Origin of the sequence: Bartonella sp. PS7NMGDW (assembly GCF_042193585.1) — a bacterium.
GTDB lineage: Bacteria > Pseudomonadota > Alphaproteobacteria > Rhizobiales > Rhizobiaceae > Bartonella > Bartonella grahamii.
The window spans coordinates 1-1,214 of record NZ_JBHILX010000079.1; the positions used below are offsets into that span (position 1 = coordinate 1).

Here is a 1,214-nt window from a genome sequence, read left to right on the forward strand (position 1 = left end):
TATTTTTTTTCCATGGTTTATTTCCCTTAATGCATGTTTTGTTTTTTAATCTCTTGAGACAACATACCAATTCCTTTTGCTGTGATTTTTGCGCAAGGAATGACTTTTTCTATTCCACTTGCGGTTTGAAGTGTAATGGTGGGACAATCCATTAGTCCTTTTTGGATTTTATCCTGATAAGGCAATAAGCGATCCCCGAAAGTGCGTCGATACACCCATCCTTTTTTCTGTAGGAAGAGAATGAATTGTTTTGGTTGCATTTCGAGCACTTTAGCGGCTTCAGTAAGACCGAAGAGCCCATCAGAGCGTTGTAAGCTTTCAAGAGCCATTGCTTTTGGTTTTAAATCTTCAATGATGATGTCTTTACGCTCATTTTCATTTTTTAGATGAGTTAATACACCTAACATTACTTGTGGACTTGAGTAATCGATTTGTGGTGTAAGAACTTGCTTTGCACGCCGCTCGCATTCAATAAAATATTGACGGGCTTGTTTACCTTTCTTATTGTTTTCAAGCATAGAAAGCTCTTTGGCTACGCTTAGAGTTAGATGATAGTCTTTACGATTGTGACCACCCCTTCCTTTGCTTCCCAAAATAGGGAAGCAAACAAAGTCTTGATTTTCTACCAAATTATATTTGTTGATACGTTCAGTAATCCAGTCCGCAAATTTTTTACCTACTTCTAAAAAACTATGCAAATCACGTGCGTTGACTGTTTGAACGCTTTCTTCGTTAATGGTGTTATTTGTAATAGTGATAGGATTATCCATTTTTATAATCTCTTTGAATTACCAATATTGATAAGAGAAGGTGGCGTCTTTTAAAAACGCCTTTAGCTTTTAAAGCACATCACAAGGACGCAAACGGTGTTGTTGTTCGTAAGAACCATACATTGCATCATCATATTCGCGCTGTTTTATATCATCTAAAAAAAAACCGTATGCTGTGCTGTGTAGAATAAAATCGTGAGGAATGTTTCCGTTGAAACACTGCTCTTCACATTCTTTAAGATAGAATTCGGCAATATCTTCAGAGATATCTTCGCAACGATTAGTCGTTGGTTCAATACGCAAAATTTGGACAGCATTATCGGCTTGGTCGATAAATTTGATCATGTCACTTTCTTCTAAGAAAGGACCAGATTTAGCGAGATTTTGCTCTTCATTTTCGCACATCACTAAGAGAATTTCATCAGAATTTATAAACACTGGTTT

Annotated in this window: 2 protein-coding genes; both read right to left on the reverse strand. The window is 36.5% G+C overall.

Annotated elements, in window-relative coordinates; all coding sequences use genetic code 11:
• Positions 1-26 precede the first annotated feature (26 nt).
• Positions 27-770, reverse strand: coding sequence for an antA/AntB antirepressor family protein (locus ACFIKJ_RS09335; RefSeq protein ID WP_375626999.1), 744 nt, complete (start codon positions 768-770; stop codon positions 27-29).
• A gap of 69 nt (positions 771-839) precedes the next feature.
• A partial coding sequence (locus ACFIKJ_RS09340) for a hypothetical protein (RefSeq protein WP_375654937.1) occupies positions 840-1,214 on the reverse strand: 375 nt, incomplete at its 5' end.